Source organism: Rhodocaloribacter litoris, from assembly GCF_011682235.2.
Lineage (GTDB): Bacteria > Bacteroidota > Rhodothermia > Rhodothermales > ISCAR-4553 > Rhodocaloribacter > Rhodocaloribacter litoris.
In genome coordinates this window covers 270,684-290,059 of sequence record NZ_CP076718.1, presented here as the reverse complement: position 1 = coordinate 290,059, position 19,376 = coordinate 270,684, and the positions used below count along the sequence as shown (strand labels likewise).

At 68.7% G+C, this 19,376-nt stretch carries 11 protein-coding genes; 9 read left to right on the top strand and 2 right to left on the bottom strand.

Annotation, left to right across the window (positions count from 1 at the left end):
* The first annotated feature begins 81 nt into the window (after window positions 1-81).
* Both GQ464_RS01130 and GQ464_RS01125 read left to right on the top strand, forming a co-directional pair.
* Window positions 82-1,410, top strand: coding sequence for a glycerate kinase type-2 family protein (locus GQ464_RS01130; RefSeq protein WP_166977519.1), 1,329 nt, complete (start codon window positions 82-84; stop codon window positions 1,408-1,410).
* Window positions 1,411-1,596: 186 nt separating this feature from the next.
* The gene (locus GQ464_RS01125; RefSeq protein WP_228350489.1) at window positions 1,597-4,074 is read left to right on the top strand and encodes a M14 family metallopeptidase; all 2,478 of its coding nucleotides are present in this window, start codon (window positions 1,597-1,599) and stop codon (window positions 4,072-4,074) included.
* Between the two features lie 9 nt (window positions 4,075-4,083).
* On the opposite strand, the gene GQ464_RS01120 is transcribed toward GQ464_RS01125, so the two are convergent.
* Window positions 4,084-5,034, bottom strand: a complete 951-nt coding sequence (locus tag GQ464_RS01120; RefSeq protein ID WP_166977515.1) for a hypothetical protein — start codon at window positions 5,032-5,034, stop codon at window positions 4,084-4,086.
* Window positions 5,035-5,207: 173 nt separating this feature from the next.
* Here GQ464_RS01120 and GQ464_RS18670 point away from each other — a divergent pair, with 173 nt between their 5' ends.
* From GQ464_RS18670 to GQ464_RS01100, 4 genes are all read left to right on the top strand, one after another.
* The gene (locus GQ464_RS18670; protein WP_166977513.1) at window positions 5,208-6,191 is read left to right on the top strand and encodes a helix-turn-helix domain-containing protein; all 984 of its coding nucleotides are present in this window, start codon (window positions 5,208-5,210) and stop codon (window positions 6,189-6,191) included.
* Between the two features lie 36 nt (window positions 6,192-6,227).
* The gene (gene ligA, locus GQ464_RS01110; RefSeq protein WP_166977511.1) at window positions 6,228-8,363 is read left to right on the top strand and encodes an NAD-dependent DNA ligase LigA; all 2,136 of its coding nucleotides are present in this window, start codon (window positions 6,228-6,230) and stop codon (window positions 8,361-8,363) included.
* A 45-nt stretch (window positions 8,364-8,408) separates the two neighbouring features.
* Window positions 8,409-9,968 carry a sodium:solute symporter gene (locus GQ464_RS01105; RefSeq protein ID WP_166977509.1) on the top strand — a complete coding sequence of 520 codons (1,560 nt, stop codon included), beginning with the start codon at window positions 8,409-8,411 and terminating at the stop codon, window positions 9,966-9,968.
* A gap of 66 nt (window positions 9,969-10,034) precedes the next feature.
* Window positions 10,035-12,521, top strand: coding sequence for an HD family phosphohydrolase (locus GQ464_RS01100; RefSeq protein ID WP_228350488.1), 2,487 nt, complete (start codon window positions 10,035-10,037; stop codon window positions 12,519-12,521).
* 3 nt (window positions 12,522-12,524) lie between these two features.
* Here the strand turns inward: GQ464_RS01100 and GQ464_RS01095 are convergent, their stop codons facing one another.
* Complete coding sequence (locus tag GQ464_RS01095; protein ID WP_166977507.1) at window positions 12,525-13,445, bottom strand: GntR family transcriptional regulator; 921 nt, start codon at window positions 13,443-13,445, stop codon at window positions 12,525-12,527.
* Window positions 13,446-13,684: 239 nt separating this feature from the next.
* Between GQ464_RS01095 and GQ464_RS01090 the strand changes: the two genes are divergently transcribed.
* The 3 genes from GQ464_RS01090 to GQ464_RS01080 all read left to right on the top strand — a co-directional run bounded on the left by GQ464_RS01090 (window position 13,685) and on the right by GQ464_RS01080 (window position 19,313).
* Window positions 13,685-17,143: a methylmalonyl-CoA mutase family protein gene (locus GQ464_RS01090; protein WP_272493487.1), complete on the top strand. Its 3,459-nt coding sequence runs from the start codon at window positions 13,685-13,687 to the stop codon at window positions 17,141-17,143.
* Window positions 17,144-17,359: 216 nt separating this feature from the next.
* On the top strand, window positions 17,360-18,283 hold the full coding sequence (locus GQ464_RS01085; protein ID WP_166980807.1) for a DUF6263 family protein: 924 nt from the start codon (window positions 17,360-17,362) through the stop codon (window positions 18,281-18,283).
* A 148-nt stretch (window positions 18,284-18,431) separates the two neighbouring features.
* Complete coding sequence (locus tag GQ464_RS01080) at window positions 18,432-19,313, top strand: hypothetical protein (protein ID WP_166980805.1); 882 nt, start codon at window positions 18,432-18,434, stop codon at window positions 19,311-19,313.
* The last annotated feature ends 63 nt before the right edge of the window (window positions 19,314-19,376 follow it).

Below are 19,376 nucleotides of genomic sequence, written 5' to 3'. Positions count from 1 at the left end.
CCGGCTTCCCTTTGCGGCCCGGGTCGTCTTATTTTCCGCCGGAATGCTGGCCGCGTGACGCGGCCGAGATGCAGACGTCTTATGATCGTACTGGACAGAAAGATGCGCAGGCGGGTGGCGGATGCGGAGGCGATCTACCGGGCGGCCGTCTCCGGGGTGCGCCCGGACCGGCTGATGGAACGCATCGAGTGGGACAAGCTGCTGGGCGGGCTGGACACCTTCAGCCGGGTGGTGGTAGTGGGTGCCGGGAAGGCGGCGATGGCCATGGCGGGTGCGGTGGAGGCCCGCTTTGGATCGCGCATCGAGGGGGGGCTGGTGGTGGTACCGCACGGTTACCGGGCCACGTTGCCCGCCACCATACCGCCGCCCGGGCGCATCGAGGTGGTCGAGGCCGGGCACCCGCTGCCGGACGAGGCCGGCATGGCGGCGGCGGAACGCACGCTGGCGCTGGCACGGGCCTGCCGGGCCGGCGACCTGCTGCTCGTGCTGCTCTCGGGCGGCGGCTCGGCCCTCTGGCCCGCCTTCGTGGACGGCATCACACTGGAGGCGGCCCAGACCACGTTCCAGTTGCTCTTGCACAGCGGCGCCGACATTCATCAGATCAACGTCGTCCGCAAGCACCTCTCTCGCATCGGCGGGGGGCGGCTGGCGGCCACGGCGTTTCCGGCAACCGTGGTGGCGTTCGCCATCTCCGACGTCGTCGGCGACGACCTCTCGGTCATCGCCAGCGGGCCCACCGTGCCGGACCGCTCGACCTTCCGGGAGGCCATCCAGGTGCTGCAACAGTTCGACCTGTGGGAGCGGGTGCCGGCGCCCGTACGGTCGCACCTGCGCGGCGGCCGGGACACGCCGGAGCTGGAGACGCCCAAGCCCGGGCATCCGGCCTTCCGGCGGACCCTGACGCTGCTCGTCGGCAGCAACCGGCACGCCCTGCAGGCGGCCGCGCACGAGGCCCGGCGACGCGGCTATCGTCCCCTGCTCGTCACCGACCGGCTGACCGGCGAGGCCCGCCAGGCCGGCGTCGAAGTGGCGCGGCGGGCGCTTCAGGCGGCCGGCGGCCCGGCGACGTGCCTGCTCTGGGGCGGCGAGACGACCGTCACCGTGGAGAACGGCGGGCGGGGCGGGCGTAACCAGGAACTGGCGCTGGCGGCGGCACTCCAGATCGAAGGCGCCGGGCAGCCGGTCGTGGTGGTCAGCGGGGGCACCGACGGCCGGGACGGTCCCACGGACGCCGCCGGCGCCTGGGTCACACCCGAAACGGTCCCCGAAGCCCGGCGCGGCGGCCTCGACCCCGAAACCGCCCTCGAAAGGCACGATGCCTACCCTTTCTTTGAGGCGCTGGGAACCCTGCTCAAAACCGGACCCACCCATACCAACGTGATGGACGTCCAGATTGCCCTCGCCGGCTGAGGACGACCGGCCGGGCCCGTGACGCGGTCGGGTTCCGGCTTCAGAACCCCGTTCAAACACCCAGACCAGGAAAACATGCGTTGTACCACCTGCTTTCGGTTTTTCCCATGCCTTCTCGCCGGTTTCCTGATCGGACTGCTGCCGGGTAGCCTGCCTCACGTGTGGGCGCAGTCGCTGCCGTTTCCGATGGAGGTGCCGTTGCCGGGCGTGACGGGATACGATTCCTCGATCCCGAAGCCCGAGGAAGTCATCGGGCATCAGATCGGGACGAAGCATACCGAGCCGCATCAGGTGGTGGCGTATTTCGAGGCGGTGGCGGCGGCGAGCGACCGGGTGGTGCTGCGCGAGCACGGGCGCACCTACGAGGGACGCCCCCTCATCCATGCCGTGATCACCTCGCCCGCCAACCACGAACGGCTGGAAGCCATCCGGGCGGCCAACCTGCGGCTTTCCGAAGCCCCGGGGGAGGTCGGCGACGACGAGCTGGCCACGATGCCGGTCGTGCTCTACCAGGGCTACAGCATCCACGGCAACGAGGCCAGCGGGACGGAGGCGGCCGTGCTCTACCTCTACCACCTCGCCGCCGGGCAGGGACCCGCCGTCGAGGATGCCCTCGAGAGCGCCGTCGTCCTGCTCGATCCCCTCTTCAACCCGGACGGCCGCAACCGTTTCACAACGTGGGTCAACCGGAACCGTGGCGCCGTGGCCACCGCCGACCCCCAGGACCGCGAGCACAACGAGCCCTGGCCCGGCGGGCGCACCAACCACTACTGGTTCGACCTGAACCGGGACTGGCTTCCGGCCCAGCATCCCGAATCCCGGGGACGCCTGGCCCTCTTCCATCACTGGCGGCCGCAGGTCCTCACCGATCACCATGAGATGGGAGGAAACGCCACCTATTTCTTCCAGCCCGGCGTGCCCAGCCGAACCCATCCCCTCACCCCCCCGCTCAACCAGGAGCTGACGGCCGAGATCGCCACCTACCACGGCCGTGCGCTCGATCGTATCGGTTCACTCTACTATACCGAGGAATCCTTCGACGACTTCTACTACGGCAAGGGGTCCACCTACCCCGACGTGAACGGCGCCGTCGGTATCCTCTTCGAGCAGGCTTCGTCACGGGCGCTCAAGCGCGAGGTGGTCGACGGCACGCTGGACTATGCCTTTACCGTGCGTAACCAGTTCGCCACCTCGCTCTCGACGCTGGAGGCGGCGGTGCACCTGCGGGAACGCCTGCTGCGCTACCAGCGCGACTTCTACGCCGGGGCGGCCGACGTGGCCCGGCGCCTTCCCGTGAAGGCCTATGTCATCGGGCTGGAACCGGGGCGTACCCGGGCACAGGCGCTGGCCGAGCTGCTGTTGCGCCACCGCATCCGGGTGCACGAGCTGGCGCGCGACGTGCAGGCCGAAGGGAAAACCTTCCGGGCCGGGCAGGCCTACGTCGTACCGCTCGACCAGCCGCAGGTGCGCCTGGTCCAGGCCATGATGGAGCGGGTGCACACCTTCGAAGACTCGCTCTTCTACGACGTCTCCACCTGGACGCTGCCGCTGGCCTTCGACGTTCCTCATGCCGCCCTCCGGCAGGCCCCCGACGGCTTGCTGGGCCCGGCCCTCACCCGCGTGACCCGGGACGGCGGGCGGCTCGTCGGCGGCCGCTCCGAGGTGGCCTATGTGATGCGCTGGAACCGTTACTTCGCGCCACGGGCCCTCTACAAACTGCAGGCGGCCGGGGTGCGGCCCCGCCTCATGCCCGACCCCTTCACGGTCCGTACGGGGGGGCAGGAGGTCGCTTTCGAGCGTGGGGCCGTCATCATCCCCGTCGTGGGACGCGACGGGCCCGTGGGCGGGGTGCACGACCTCGTCGCCCGCCTGGTCGAAGAAGACCACGTCGAGATCTATGCGGTCGAGGCCGGGCTGACCCCCGCCGGGCCGGATCTCGGCGGGCCGGGCACCACGGTGCTTGAGCAGCCGCGCCTGGCCCTGATCACCGGCGACGGCACGTCAGCCTACGACGCCGGGGAGGTGTGGCACCTGCTCACCGAACGGTTCCGCATCCCCGTTACCCTGCTCGACGCCGACCGGGTGGCGCGGGCCGACCTGAGCCGCTACAATACCCTGATCCTTGCCGGCGGCTCCTACGACGCCCTGCCGGGCGAGACGGTCAAGGCCTGGGTGCGGGGGGGCGGGCGCCTCATCGCCCTGGGCTCCGCCGCCGGCTGGGTGCTCCGGCAGGAACTCGCCCGGCTGGAGGAGAAACCCTTCAACCTGGATTCGCTCCTGCGCGGCCTGCCCTACGACCGGCTCGACGAGGCCCGGGGCGCCCAGGTCATCGGCGGGACGATCTTCGAGGTCGTCCTCGACACCACCCACCCGCTGGCCTTCGGGCTGGGGCCGACCCTCCCGGTCTTTCGGGACCACAGCACCTTCTACCGCCCCGCCGAAGAGCCGGGCACCAATGTGGGGGTCTACGCCGAGGCGCCGGTGCTCAGCGGCTACATCTCCCGGGAACGGCTGGCCCAGGCTTCCGGCAGCGCCGCCGTCGTCGCCCGGCGCTACGGGCGGGGGCGCGTCGTGCTCATCATGGACAACCCGAACTTCCGCGCCTTCTGGTGGGGCAGCAACCGGCTTTTCCTGAACGCACTCTTTTTCGGCGGGGCCTTCTGACGGCGTCCGTCAGGGGTTCCAGTGTGCCGGGTCGATCGGGTTGCCGGGGTCCGGCGGGTGCTTGCCGGAGGGCGGTGGGCCGGGAGGGACCGGCGGTTCGTCTTTCGTGGAGCGGGCCGCCGGGGTCGTCCGGAGGACGAACAGTTCCTCACGCAGGGCCTCGATGGTGCGCCGGGCCTGCCGGTAGCGACGGGTCACGAGCACCAGAGGGATCAGGAGGAGGAGCACCGAGAGCGGCAGCAACCACCAGGGGAGCAGCAGGCCGGAGCGGGTGGTCTCCGGGCGGGGGGCCGGAGGAGGTGCTGCCTCCCCTTCGGGCGTCGCCTCGGGGAGCGGTGCGGCGTCGCCGGGAAGGCCGGGCTCGCCCGCGGCCGGAAGCGTGCCGGCGGCGGAGAGGGTGTCGGTCGCCGGCCTCGACTCCGGCGGTCCGGCCGGGGCACGGCTCGTGTCGGCCGGGACCGGTGGAACCGCCGGGGCCGGTTCGAACAGGGTGGCGATGACCTCACGGGCCTGTGGGTCCATGACCGGTGCCACCGACATCACCCCCGTCTCCACCACGTCGTATTTGAGCGCATTGCGAAGGGCGCTGTAGCTCCAGTAGAGGGTGCCGTCCGGCGTTCGGGCGTAAAGGAAGTAGCGCTGCCCGGCGTCGGCGGTGCGCGGGACGGCATGGCGGGAACGCCCGTCCGAGGCCAGGGTGTCGCGGCGGAACAGGTGCGCCCGGTCCCGGGGATAATCCGCGAAGGAGAGAAAGACCGGCTGGGCGGCTTCCGCCCCCGTTTCCGTCACCGGGCGGGTGAGGATGAGCACCTCGGTGTTCGGAGGGAGGAACGTGCCCTGGTGGGCCAGGCGAAGCCGGACGCTTTCCTGGGCGAGCGCCTGCGTGGAGCCCGCCGGCAGGAGCAGGGGGACGAGCAGAAGGACGCGAAGGAGACGGCAGGAACGGGTGTCGAGGCACATGGCGCTGGGGCGGCTGGTCGGTCCCGGAGTCGACGCCAGAAGGTAAGGAATGACACGCTTTAAGGAAGCTTGTTGGAAAAGATTTTGTTCATCGTGTCCTTGCGCTTTAACTTCCCGTGGGCCTTCGAACGGAAGGTTTCCGTCATAGAACCCCACCAGGACGGCATCATCGTATGGATCCCGAAGAGGCACAACGGGTCTGTGGTGTCCGGTTTGCGTCGGATCTGAAACAGATTCGCGAGAAGCGAGGGCTTTCCCTGGACAACGTGCTCGACGAGCTGAAGGTGCCGCGCGGTTTGCTGGAGCATTTCGAGCGGACGGCTCTGCTCGACCACGAGATGTTCAACCGGGTCTACCTTCGTTCGTTCGTGCGCAGCTACGCCCAGGTCGTCGGCCTTCCGGTGGAGGAGGCCCTGGCGGCGCTGGAAGAGGTTTTCGAGGGGCGTTACCTGGACCGGCTTGCCGAGAAGTACCTTGGCATCAAACGGGAGGAGGTACCGCCGGAGGTTGCTGCGGGGGAGGATGCCGGGATGCCGTCCGGGCCGGTGTCCGGGGAGGAGGAGCCCGTGCCGGCGCCCCCTGCCGAAGAGCCGGCGGCGGAGACGACCCGGGAGCCGGAGCAAACGGTGGTGCCGGAGCGGGCGCGGGCGGTCCGTGCGGGGCGGCTTGCCGGGGCCGGCCCGCATCGCCGGCGGCAGGCCGAGGAGGGCCTCTGGCTTCGCATCGTCCTGGGCGGGGCGCTGGTCGTCGTCCTGGTCCTGGTGGCCTACTTTTTCCTGCTGCGCTCCGAGCCGCCTCCGGCCGAGGAAGCGCCCGCACCGGTGCCGGAAGACACCGTGGCCGCCGAGGCACCCCCGCCTCCGCCGCCCCCGCCCGTGTTGCCGGATACCATGACCGTCTACCTGGTGGCCGAACGGGGACCGCTGCTCCGCATCCGGGTCCGGGTGGATGACGACCTGCGCCGGCCCTACTGGGTGGAACAGGGGGACTCCATCCTCTTTCGTCCCGTCAACCGCATCAGCATTCAGAGCCGGTACTCGCTGCCGCGCGCGCGTATCACCCTGGAGGGACACACCTATCCCGTGAGCCCGTCGGATACGATGGTCGTCATCACCCGGGAAACGGCACGGGCCTTTCTCGAAACCCTTCCGCGCTGACCGGCATTGCACCGCTTTTCTTCAGGCCACGCTCGCATGAACCTTCTTCAGGCTACCCGGGACGTACAGGCGAAGGTCCACGCGCTTCTCTCCGGCACCGGCCACCTCGAGCGTGACGAAGCCGCCGCGCTGGCCGGCCGGCTTCGGGAGGTCATCGAGGCGCACAACTACCGGTACTACGTGCTCGACGCCCCCCTCATCACGGACGCCGAGTACGATGTCCTGCTGCAGGCCCTGCGCCGTCTCGAAGCACGTTTTCCCGGCCTGCAAACGCCGGATTCGCCGACACAGCGGGTGGGAGGCGCACCGCTCGACCGGTTCGAGAAGGTGCGTCATCCCGTCCCCATGCTGTCGCTCCAGAACGCCTTCGACTTCGACGAGCTGCGGGCGTGGTACGAGCGATGCCGGCGCGGGTTGAAGGCGGCGCTCGGTGTGGAGGCGCCGCCGGCCGTCACGGCGGAGTTGAAGATCGACGGGGTGGCGGTGGCGCTCACCTACGAGGCAGGCCGGCTGGTCGTCGGCGCCACGCGCGGCAACGGCGTCGAGGGGGAGAACGTCACGGAGAACGTGCGGACGATCCGGGCCATCCCGCTGCGCATCCCGGTCGCCGGTGGAACGACGGCGGACGTCCCGGCCCGTCTCGAGGTGCGCGGGGAGATCTACATCCGGAAGAGCGACTTCGAGAAGCTCAACGCCCGCCTGGCGGCTGCCGGGGAGAAGACGTTCGCCAACCCCCGGAACGCCGCGGCCGGCAGTCTCCGCCAGCTCGACCCGCGGGTGACGGCTACCCGGCCGCTGAGTTTCTTCGCCTATGCCGTCGGGCCGGTCGAAGGCACGGTGCCCCCGGCGCAGTACGAGCTGCTGGCCTGGCTGCGCGGGCTCGGCTTCCCGACGAACCCGCATGCCGCCCGCTTTACGGACCTCGACGCCCTCCTGGCGTTCTGCGAGCGGTGGGCACACGCCCGCGACGCGCTGGACTACGAGATCGACGGTATCGTCGTCAAGGTCGACGACTTCGCCTACCAGGAAGCCCTCGGTGCCATCTCGAACGCCCCGCGCTGGGCCGTGGCCTACAAGTTTCCCGCGCGGGAGGCGACGACCCGCCTGCTCGATATCGTCGTGAACGTGGGACGCACGGGCGTCATCAAGCCCGAAGCCGTGCTCGAGCCCGTCCTGATCGGCGGGGTGACCGTCTCGCAGGCGACGTTGCACAACGAGGAATACGTCCTCAGCCGCGACATCCGCATCGGCGACGTGGTGGTAGTCAAGCGGGCCGGCGACGTGATCCCGCAGGTCGTCCGGCCGGTCGTCGAGGCGCGCACGGGGTCGGAGCGTCCCTGGCGCATGCCGGAGCGTTGCCCCGCCTGCGGCAACCCGCTCGAACGGCTGCCGGACGAGGCCGACTACTATTGCGTGGCCTCGGACTGCCCGGCGCAGTTCATCCGGCTGGTCGAGCACTATGCCGGGCGGGATGCCATGGACATCGAGGGGCTGGGGGCAAAGCTCGCCGTGCTGCTGGTCGAGCAGGGGCTGCTGCACACGCTGGCCGACCTCTACACGCTCACCCTGGCACAGCTGCTGGCGCTCGAAGGGTTTGCGGAGAAGCGGGCGCGGAACCTGCTTGCGGCCATCGAGGCATCGAAGCACCGGCCGCTGAGCCGGCTCGTGTTCGGGCTCGGCATCCGGCACGTGGGCAAGACGGTCGCCGAGCTGCTCGTGGCGCACTTTGCGTCCCTTGACGCCCTGGCCGGGGCCGATGTGGAGACGCTCGAGGCCATCGAGGGGATCGGGGAAAAGATTGCGCGGAGCGTGGTGGACTGGTTCCGCGTCGAGGACAACCGGGTGCTGGTGACCCGGCTGCGGGAGGTGGGGGTGAACACCCGGCGCCTGCCCGGGGAAGCGCCGCCGGCGCCGGGGGAGAGCCCGGTGGCCGGCAAGACGTTCGTGCTCACCGGGACGTTGCCGTCGCTCAGCCGGAAAGAGGCGGAGGAGCGCATCAAGCGGGCCGGGGGGAAGGTGGCCGGTAGCGTCAGCAAGAAGACGGACTACGTGGTGGCCGGCGAGAGCCCCGGTTCGAAGTATGACCGTGCCCGGGCGCTCGGGGTTGAGATCATCGACGAGGCCCGTCTGCTCGCCTTGCTGGGGGACGCAGACGGCCCGCCGGCGCGGTGACGGGGCCGCGCTTTTTTTGCAAGATAGCCCATCGAATGTTTGCCCATGCTGACCGGACTCGATTATGCCGTTATTGCAATCTACCTTCTCGGCGTGGCCGCACTGGGGATCAAGGCCGGGGGGCGGCAACAGTCGACGACCGACTACTTCCTCGGCAGCCGCAACCTGCCCTGGTGGGCGGTGTGCTTCTCGGTGGTCGCCACCGAGACGAGCACCCTCACCGTCATCGGCATCCCGGCCGTGGCCTACGGCGGGACGCTCACCTTCTTCCAGCTCACCTTCGGCTACCTGCTGGGGCGGTTGCTCGTCAGCCTCTACTTCCTCCCGCGTTATTACGAGGGCAAGCTGAGCACCGCCTACGCCTTCCTGGGGCAGCGCTACGGGGACGGCATGCGGGCCGCCGCCTCCGTCACGTTCCTTGTCACCCGGCTGCTGGCCGACGGCGTTCGTCTCTTCGCCACGGCGATCCCGATCCGGGTCATCGCGGCCATGGCCGGGGTTTCCCTGAGCTACTTCGAGATCATCCTCCTCATCGGCCTGGTCACGATCGTCTACACCTACATCGGCGGGATCAAGGCGGTGGTGTGGATGGATGTGGTGCAGATGCTCATCTACGTAGGCGGGGCCGTCGGGGCGGTGTTCGTACTGTGGCAGGACGTGCCGCAGACCTGGTGGGCGACGGCAACGGCCGCCGGCAAGACGACGCTCTTCGAATGGGGCTTCGACCAGGGACTGGCCCACGTGCTCACCTCGCCCTATGCCGCCGTCACGGCCATCGTCGGCGGGGCGATCCTGTCGATGGCCTCCCACGGCACGGACCAGCTCATCGTGCAGCGCCTCCTGGCCTGCCGCAACCTGGCCGACAGCCGCAAGGCCCTCCTCGGCAGCGCGTTCGTCGTGATGTTCCAGTTCGGCCTTTTCCTGCTGGTGGGGCTGCTGCTCTGGGCCTACTACGGCGGGGCCTCGCTCGAGGCGCTCGGCCTGACGCGGGGCGACGAGGTGTTTCCGAAGTTCATCATCGAGGGCATGCCGCCGGGCGTCTCCGGGCTGATGCTGGCCGGGATCCTGGCCGCCGCCATGAGCACGCTCTCCTCCTCGCTGAACGCCCTGGCCTCCTCGACCATGATGGACCTCTACGAGCGCTTCAGCGGGCGTCCCCTCCCCGCCGGGCGAGCCCTCCGGCTGGCCCGCTGGACGACCCTCTTCTGGGGCCTGGTTTTCATCGGCTTCGCCAACCTGTTCGAAGACCAGCAGAACCCCGTGGTCGAACTCGGCCTGGCGATCGCCTCCTTCACCTATGGCGGGTTGCTCGGGGTCTTCCTCCTGGGGCTGGTGAACCGGCGTACCCGGCAGGCGGATGCCCTCATCGCCTTCACCCTGACCATCATCACGATGATCTTCGTCATCTTCGGGGTGTGGTACCATCCCGTCGAAGGCTGGGTCTTCATCTTCAACCCGGATGAGGCCCGGATCGCCGAAGCCGGGTTGCGCGCCATCGGGTGGCCGTGGTATACGTGCATCGGCGCGGCGCTGACGTTGCTCGTCGGATCCTTGACGGCCCTCCGGCATACCCAGGGGTTAGGTGTGGCGGCCGGCGAGCGGTAGCGGGGCCGGCGCACAGCCGCTTCCGCGGCAACCCGTCAACGGTTTCAACGTGCCTGCAGGCAGATCATGGGACTGCTTCAAAAAATCGGCCTGGCGTCCCGCCGGGCGCGTCCGGTGGGCAACAGCCTGGAGAAGGGGCGCGACGACCGGGGGCGGGCGCGGCGGAAGAACCTTGCCGCCAAGACCGGCATCTTCGCGGGGCTGATCGCGCTCACGCTGCTGGCGTTTCCGCGCGGCGAGCACTATCGCTACGGGGTGCAGGAGGGAGACGTGTGGCAGGACGAACGCCTGATCGCCCCGTTCGACTTTGCCGTCCTGAAGGACGAGGCCACGCTGGCGGAAGAGCGCCGGCAGGTTCGCCTGACCACCCCTCCCATCTTCGAGGTGGATCATCAGGCGACCGCCAAGATGGAGGCGAACCGGGACACCGTCGCGGCCCAGCTCGAGCGCATCTTCTCCGCCTACGCAGCCTTCCTCGAAAACCGGTCGCGGGGCCGGCCGGAGGCGGCCGAAGCCGATTCGACCCGCTACATGACCCTGCGCCGCAATGCCCGCCTCAAGCTGACTCCCGGGCAGTGGCAGCGCCTGCTCGACGACTACGCCGAGCGGATCCCCGGGCTGGTGCGTTCCTCGCGGGCCGTACCGGCCGGCCCGCGCCTGGACGAGCGGCTGCTCGAAGAAGCCTGGTCCTACGGGCGGCAGATGCTCAACCTGGGCGTGCTCGACGTCGCCATCGACAGCGTGCTGACCGAGACGATCGAGGTGCGTGACCCGCGCGAACACACCGCCCGGCTGATCGAAAAGCAGAACGTCTTCGGGCTGGACGAGGCCCATGCCTCCGCGCAGGAACGCTTCCAGACCCTTTACGAGAACGACCCCGAGCTGGCGAGCATCGCCTATGCCCTCTTTCGGGTCATCTTTCAGCCGTCCCTGCGCTACCTGCGGGCCGAGACGTTGCAGGCATGGCAGCGGAAGGAGGCCGCCCTCTCGCCCACCCGGGGCATCGTGCGCCAGGGTGAGGTCATCGTCGAGCAGGGCGCCATCGTCGACGCCGAGACGCTGCGCAAGCTGCGTTCGCTGGAGCGCGCGCTGAGCAAGCGCAGCGGGGACCGGATGCCGTGGAAAGAGCTGCTCGGCCAGTTTCTGCTGGTGCTGGCCACCTTCGGCTTCTTTTTCCTGTACCTGTACCTGTTGCGCCGGCCGATCTTCGAGGACAACCGCCACGTCCTGCTCGTGGCGCTGCTCTTCGCCATGATCATCGGCCTCTATGCGCTGGCGCTGCGGTTGCCGGTGCTGGCCCTGTATGCCGTGCCGGTGGTCATCGTCTCGCTGGTGCTGACGATCCTGTTCGACTCGCGCGTGAGCCTCTTTGCCACCCTGACGCTGGCGTTTCTGGGCAGCCACATGCTCCGGTTCGACTTCGAGTTCACCTTTGCGACGGTCATCGCCGGCGCCCTCGGCATCTTCAGCGTGCGCGACATCAAGAACCGGGGACAGTTCTTCTTGAGCGCGGGACTGGTTTTCCTGGGCTACCTGCTCGTGCTTGTGGCCGGCTGGCTGGTGGCCGGCACCGCCACGCAACGGCTGCTCTGGGACGTGCTGATGGTCGGGATCAACGCTTTCCTGGTGCTGCTGGCGATGCCGCTGCTCTGGGTCTTCGAACGGGCCTTCGGCATCACCACCGACCTGACGCTGCTCGAACTCTCGGACACGAACCGCCCTCTGCTGAAAGAACTCAGCCTCCGTGCCCCCGGCACGTTCAACCACGTGCTGCAGGTGGCCAACCTGGCCGAAGCGGCTGCCGACGCCATCGGCGCCAACGCCCTGCTCACGCGGGTCGGCGCCCTCTACCACGACATCGGCAAGATGGTCAAGCCGGAGTATTTCGTCGAGAACCAGCGGCCGGGGGAGAACCCGCACGACCAGCTCAAGCCGCGCATGAGCGCCCTCATCATCGCCAGCCACGTCAAAGAAGGGCTGGAGATCGGGCGCCAGCACCGGCTGCCCCAGGTGGTGCTGGACTTCATCCCCATGCACCACGGCACCACCCGCATCGAGTATTTCTACCGTAAAGCCCTCGAACAGGCCGGCGAAGGGGACCCCCCGGTGCTCGAGTCCGAGTTCCGCTATCCCGGCCCGAAGCCGAACACGAAGGAAACCAGCATCCTGATGCTCGCCGACTCGGTCGAGGCGGCCAGCCGGACCCTGGCCAACCCGACGCACAAGCGGCTGGAAGCCCTCATCGACATGATCTTCCGGGCCCGTCTCGACGACGGGCAGCTCGATGATTCAGACCTGACGTTCCGGGAGCTGAACACCATCAAACAGACGTTTCTGTCCATGCTGATGGCCATCTATCACGTGCGCGTCAAGTATCCGGACCAGGACAGGGAGCTGGCGGAAGATCTGCACGAGGAGGCCGAGGCGGCCGGCCGGGACGTCAACGTGGTGGAGACGGGCCGGCAGGAGCAGGCCGGGACGGCCTCCCCGGACGGGGAAGAGGCGCCTTCCGGGGACGAGGTGCGCGTCTCCGGCTCGCGTACGGGCGGGTGACGCTCAGCCGGGCAGGGCCTGCCGTATCGCCTCCAGCGCCTCGCGGCTGACGTGAAAGGTGAGTTCGGCGTGGGGATAGCGGTCGGTGAGGACGGCCAGCAGCCGGCGGCGGCTGGCCGGGGTGTAGAGCAGCAGGTCGGTCTGCGGAACGAGCTGGGCGAGGTGGCGGGTCCCGTGCTCGACGGAAGCCGCCACGATCTGCCCGGCAAAGCCGCTCTGGGCCCGCAGTTCGGCCGAGAGCGGGCCGATGGCGTCCGGGTAGCGGGTCACCAGCCCCAGCGTCTCGTGATCGAGCATCCGGGCGATCCGGGCCAGGGCGTCGAGGCCCGGCATGACGACGACGCCGATCACGTCCGCCCGGGGGATCTGCTCCCGGACGTGCCGCACGTCCTGCATGCGGGCGAAGACGAAGTCCGCGTCCTGGTGGTGGGCCAGGGCGTCCAGCGTCGCGGCCTCCACCGGTTGTTGCACGACGGAGGCGACCTGGGAGCCCGCCAGTTCGGCCAGCTCGCGGTAGGGCGCGGCGAAGACGAGCTTGAGGCGTTCCCCCTCGCCTTCGAGCAGGGCCAGCTGTTCCTCGAAGAGGTATTCCATCTCCGCTTCGTCGAGGCCCAGCCCGATCAGCCGCTGGAGGGTTTCCTGCATCACGGCCGCGCCGCGTTCCATGCGCTCGCTCTTGCTCAGCGGCACCCGCTCGATGACCGTATACCCGCTGCCCGGGCGGGCTTCGACGAGGCCCTCGCGTTCCAGCTCCTGATAGGCCTTCCGAACCGTGTGAAAGGAGAGGTTCAGCTGTTCTCCCATGGCCCGGGTCGAGGGTAACGTCTCGCCCGGCTTGTACCGGCCGGTGGCGATCAGGTAGCGGAGCTGCTCCACGAGCTGTTCGTGAACCGGCGTGGAGGCGGCGCGGTCGAGGGTGATCATCGGCGGTGCGGTTTCGTGTCGCGTTCGGGTCCGGCATGGCCGGAACGGATCGGAAGGCAGTACGCCTTTCGGGCCGGCTGGTGCCGGGGTGGGGCCGGGACGGCGCGTGCCGCCGGAAAAGCGCTTCCAAAAAACGGCACGTGCCGGAAAACCTCCGCTACGGGTGGGCGTACCATCCGTGCGATAACCCGGCCCTCGGACCGCCGAAGGCCCTTCTCCACCGGATGAACCTCGATGCCATGCAGCCGCGTGCCTACAAACCGAAGAACCCGATCCGTTTCGTCACCGCCGCCAGCCTGTTCGACGGGCACGACGCCGCCATCAACATCATGCGCCGCATCCTGCAGGCCAGCGGCGCCGAGGTGATCCACCTGGGGCACAACCGCTCCGTGCACGAGATCGTGGAGACGGCCATTGAGGAGGACGTGCAGGGCATCGCGGTGTCGTCGTACCAGGGCGGGCACATGGAGTTCTTCAAATACATGTACGACCTGCTCCAGGAGAAAGGGGCCGGGCACATCAAGATCTTCGGCGGCGGGGGCGGGGTGATCGTGCCGGAGGAGATCGAGGAGCTGCACGCCTACGGCATCACCCGCATCTTCTCGTCCGAGGACGGGCTGGCGATGGGCCTGCAGGGAATGATCAACTACATGCTCGAAGCGTGCGACTTCCCTGTGACCGAGCATCCGTTCCGGGTGCCCGAGACGGCATCGCCCCGGGACGAGCGGGTGGTGGCCCGCCGGCTGACCTACGTGGAGAACCAGGTGCCGGCGCCGGTGCCCGTGCAGGMCGGCCASSCGGCGACCCATGCCGGTCCGGAGGCGCCGGAGGTGTTGCCCCGCACGGCGCCCGTCCTGGGCATCACCGGCACCGGCGGCGCGGGCAAGTCCACCCTGACGGACGAGCTCGTCCGCCGCTTCCTGAACGACTTCGACGACCTGAGCGTCGCCATCCTGTCGGTCGACCCCACGAAGCGGCGCACGGGCGGGGCCCTGCTGGGCGACCGCATCCGCATGAACGCCATCTACGGCGAGAACGCCGGCCGCGTCTACATGCGGTCGTTCGCCACGCGGCAGGCCCACCGCGCCACCTCGAAAGCCCTCCGCGAGAGTATCGACGTGTGCCGTGCCGCCGGCTTCGACCTGATCCTCCTGGAGACGGCGGGCATCGGGCAGAGCGACACCGAGATCGCCGACCTGGCCGACGTTACCCTCTACGTGATGACCTCGGACTACGGCGCGCCGACGCAGCTCGAAAAGATCGGCATGCTCGACGTGGCCGACTTCGTGGCGCTGAACAAGTTCGAAAAGCGCGGCAGCCTCGACGCCCTCCGCGACGTGCGCAAGCAGGTCCAGCGTAACCGGGGCCTGTTCGACCGCGCCCCCGAGGAGATGCCCGTCTTCCCGACGATGGCCTCTCACTTCGACGATCCGGGCGTGACGCGGCTCTACCTGGCTTTGCTCGACCACCTGAACGACCGCTTCGGCTTCGGGCGCACGTCGCGCATCTATGCGCGGGAGCGGCTGCCCGAGGCCGATCCGGCCGCCCGGGCGATCATCCCCCCGAAGCGCCAGCGGTACCTGGGCGAGATCGCCGAGACATGCCGCTCGTACCGCGCCCATGCCGAGCAACAGGTGGCCTATGCCCGTAAGTGGGGCGAGGCCGTCGGCGCGCGGAAGCAGGTGGAAAACTGGGCTCCTGAAGACCGAGACCGGCTCCTCGAACGCCTCGACCAGATGATCAAGCACTGGTGGGACAAGCTCGACGCCCGCTCGAAGCACATCCTCGAGCACTGGGACGAGCTGGCCGAGGCGTACCGGCAGGAGACGTTCACGTACACCGTACGCGGCCGGGAGATCACCGTGCCCCTGTTCCACGAGTCGCTTTCCGGGACGAAGGTGCCGCGCGTGGCGCTGCCCCGCACGCAGGACCCCGGCGAGCGGCTCCGCTTCGCCCTGCTGGAGAACCTCCCCGGCTACTTCCCCTTCACCGCCGGCGTCTTCCCGTTCAAACGCACCGGCGACGAGGACCCTACCCGCATGTTCGCCGGCGAGGGGAGCCCCGAACGTACCAACCGCCGCTTCCACCTCGTCTCTGCCGGCATGCCCGCCAGGCGGCTCTCCACCGCCTTCGACTCGGTCACCCTCTACGGCTTCGACCCCGACGAGCGGCCCGACATCTACGGGAAGGTCGGCAATGCCGGCGTTTCCATCTGCACGCTCGACGACATGAAGAAGCTCTACTCGGGGTTCAACCTGTGCGACCCGAAGACGAGCGTCTCCATGACCATCAACGGCCCGGCGCCGATGATCCTGGCCATGTTCCTCAACACCGCCATCGACCAGCAGGTGGAGTTCTACCTGAAGGACCAGGGGCGGTGGGACGAGGCCGAGCGGGTCATCGCCGAGCGGCTCGGGGAAGACCGCCCGCGCTACGTGCCCACGGGACCGAACGGCCCGGAGGAGACGATGCCGGAGACGCACGACGGCTCGGGCCTGGGGCTGCTCGGCTGCACCGGCTCCGACCTGGTCGCGTGGGGTGTGCTGGCGCAGGACGAATATGACACCATCAAGGCCGACGCCCTCCGGGTGGTCCGGGGCACCGTCCAGGCAGACATCCTCAAGGAGGACCAGGCGCAGAACACCTGCATCTTCTCCACGGAGTTCGCCCTTCGCATGATGGGCGACGTACAGCAGTACTTCATCGACCACCGCATCCGCAACTTCTACTCCGTCTCCATCTCCGGCTACCACATTGCCGAGGCGGGGGCCAACCCGATCACCCAGCTGGCCTTCACGCTGGCCAACGGCTTCACGTACGTCGAGTACTACCTGAGCCGGGGCATGGATGTGGACGCCTTCGCCCCGAACCTCTCGTTCTTCTTCTCGAACGGGATGGACCCCGAGTACGGCGTCATCGGGCGCGTGGCCCGGCGCATCTGGGCCGTGGCGATGCGGGAGAAATACGGCGCGGGCGAGCGCAGCCAGAAGCTCAAATACCACATCCAGACCTCCGGCCGCAGCCTGCACGCCAGGGAGATCCAGTTCAACGACATCCGCACGACGCTCCAGGCCCTGCTGGCCATCTACGACAACTGCAACTCGCTTCACACCAACGCCTACGACGAGGCCATCACCACGCCGACGGAGGAGAGCGTGCGGCGGGCCATCGCCATCCAGCTCATCATCAACCGCGAGTTCGGGATGGCGAAGAACGAGAACCCGCTCCAGGGGGCCTTCATCATCGAGGAACTGACCGACCTGGTGGAAGAAGCCGTCCTGCAGGAGTTCGAGCGGCTCAACGACCGGGGCGGGGTCCTCGGGGCCATGGAGACCATGTACCAGCGGGGCAAGATCCAGGAGGAATCGCTCCATTACGAGCGGAAGAAGCACTCCGGCGAGTTGCCCGTCATCGGAGTGAACACGTTCCGTCCCCCCGAAGGCGAGGAGGCACACGACGCCCCGGTGGCCCTGATGCGCTCCACGGAGGACGAGAAACGGCGCCAGCTTCAGGCGCTCCGTGCCTTCCAGCAACGCAACGCCGATCGGGCTCCGGAGGCCCTGGAGCGGCTGAAGGAGGTGGCCCGCAGCGGGGGCAATGTGTTCGAGGAACTGATGGAGACGGTCAAGGTCTGCTCCCTCGGCCAGATCACCCGCGCCCTGTTCGAGGTGGGCGGGCAGTACCGGCGCAACATGTGAGGGGGGAGGAACCGTAGAGCGGAGCGGGCCTCCACCGGGGCGGGTCGCTTCGGGGCCGGGTGCCGGAAAATGTGCCGGAGGGCGTATATTGTTCTTCGTACGGTTCGGCAGGGTCGTGCCTCCGGCGGGGCCGGAGGGGGGCCCGCATGTCGCACGAGCGGCTGTCCCGTGGCGGAACCGGTTTGCTTTTCTTCAACCATCAACCGATCAGGACCTATGACAACTTTGAAACGTGCCGGGCTGCCGCTGTTGCTGCTCGTGCTGGTAGCTGCGACGCTGACACCGGAGCCGGCCGTCCGGCTGCGTCTGAACCTGAAGGAGGGCGCCTCCTACAAGATGTACAACCAGATCGAGCAGGCGGTCGAACAGGTGGTCATGGGGCAGGAGCAGAACGTCAAGAACCAGATCGGCATCGGCTACCGGTTCGACGTGCTCGCCGCCCGCGACCAGGTGTTCGATGTGAAGCTGACCTATTACAAGGTAAAGTTCTCCCAGGAGGGGCCCATGGGCACGATCTCGTACGACTCGGAGAACCCGCCGGAGACGGTGCCGCCCCAGGCGCAGGGCTTTGCCGCCCTCGGAGGGCAGAGCCTCACGCTCAAGCTCGATGCCATGGGCAAGGTGCTCGATGTGGGCGGGGTCGAGGACATGATCGCCCGGATGGTCGAAGGGCTCGGGCAGGCCGATGCGGCCACGCGTGCACAGATCGAGCAGAGCCTGCGGCAGCAGTTCGGTCGCGAGGCCATGAGCTCGCAGATGGAGGCCATGTTCGCCGTCTATCCTGAAGGCGAGGTGGCCGTGGGCGATACGTGGACGCGCGAGGTCGCCGTCAATGCCGGGCTGCCGCTGAAGCTCGCCAGCACGTACCGCCTGACGGCCTACGAAGGCGGCCGGGCGACGCTGGAGATCGAGAGCCAGATCCGGCCCGGCACCGACGGCCCCGTCAACATGGGCGGTATGGAGATCGAGTTCGACATCAGCGGCTCGCAGAAGGGCACGGCCGTGATGGACGCCGAGACCGGGTTGATCCTCGAAGCCGAAGCCCGGCAGGAGGTGGCGGGGGACATGATCGTCAACGGCGGGGCCATGACCTGGCCACTCGTCTTCCGCACCCACACGAAGCTGTCGATGGAAGAATAGGGCCGGCGGCCTGCCCGGCGCCGGTTGCTTCGGCGCCTGTCACAAAACGACCCCGTTTCCCGTAGCAGCCGGGGAAAACGTTCGGTGCCTGCATGAAGCCGGACGTCTCGGGTTGGTTTATCGGGAAAAAACCGGAGGGAGCACCGCCATGAAACGGTTCAGCATGGTTGCCGTCCTGGTTTTGCTGGCGATGGCCTGCGCGGATCAGACACGCGAGGAGCGGCGGCTCGTCGAGGAGGCCGAGGCGCGCTACGAGGCAATGGCCGAACGGGCCCGCGAGGCGGCCGAGCGCGCTTCGGCCGAGGCCCGGCTGCGCGCCGAGGAGGCCCGTGAGCGGGCGGAGGAAGCCTGGGCCCGCGCCGAGGAAGCCCGCCGCCGGCTGGATCCCGACCGGCGGGAACGGCTCGACGAAGCCTGGGAGGAAGCCCGCCGCGCCCGCGAACAGGCCCGGGAAGCCTGGGAGGAGGCTTTCCGGCGTGAGGCGGAGGGCTGGGAACGCTTCGGTGAGGCCATGGAGGCCTTCGGGGAGAAGATGCGCGCGCTGGGCGAATCGCTTGGCGACGGCGTCGAGCCGGTGGACTGGCGCAAGCTCGAAGACCTGCTGCCGCGCCGCGTCGACGGCCTGCGCCGTGTCGACGTCGAGGGCGAGCGGGCCGGCGCCCTCGGGATCCACGTCTCCCGGGTGACCGGCACGTATGAGGACGACGACCGCCGGCTGCGCCTGAGCATCGTGGATCTGGGCACGCTCCGCGGTGCCGCCATGACCGGCATCGAGTGGCTCGATGTACACATCGACCGGGTCGACCGCCACGGTTTCGAACGCACGCAGACCTACCGGGGCTATCCCGCCCACCTGAAACTCGAACGCGGGCAGGGGGAGGACCGGTTCGAGGCCCAGGTCATCGTCGCCGAGCGCTTCGTCGTCAGTTTCGAACTGCAGGGTTCCGATCTGAGCGAGGACGACGTCGAGGACCTCCTGGAAGCCGTCGACTACGACGACCTCGAGGAACTGCGCCTGGCCGGCACCTGAAGGCCGTTCCCGCACGGCGGTATAAATTCTCCAAAGCCTGATATTGGCCGGGAGACCTGCGGG